1 rRNA gene is annotated in these 495 nt (G+C 51.7%); it reads left to right on the forward strand.

What is annotated here, in order from left to right:
- A 16S ribosomal RNA gene (locus BHE89_RS20155) occupies positions 1-495 on the forward strand; the annotation flags it as partial.

The raw sequence follows: 495 nt of genomic DNA on the forward strand, positions 1-495 counted from the left end.
GTAATACGGAGGGTGCAAGCGTTAATCGGAATTACTGGGCGTAAAGCGCACGCAGGCGGTCAATTAAGTCAGATGTGAAAGCCCCGAGCTTAACTTGGGAATTGCATCTGAAACTGGTTGGCTAGAGTCTTGTAGAGGGGGGGTAGAATTCCACGTGTAGCGGTGAAAATGCGTAGAGATGTGGAGGAATACCGGTGGCGAAGGCGGCCCCCTGGACAAAGACTGACGCTCAGGTGCGAAAGCGTGGGGAGCAAACAGGATTAGATACCCTGGTAGTCCACGCTGTAAACGATGTCGATTTAGAGGTTGTGGTCTTGAACCGTGGCTTCTGGAGCTAACGCGTTAAATCGACGCCTGGGGAGTACGGCCGCAAGGTTAAAACTCAAATGAATTGACGGGGGCCCGCACAAGCGGTGGAGCATGTGGTTTAATTCGATGCAACGCGAAGAACCTTACCTACTCTTGACATCCAGCGAATCCTTTAGAGATAGAGGA

Source organism: Shigella sp. FC1967 (assembly GCF_001743005.1).
Classification (GTDB): domain Bacteria; phylum Pseudomonadota; class Gammaproteobacteria; order Enterobacterales; family Enterobacteriaceae; genus Proteus.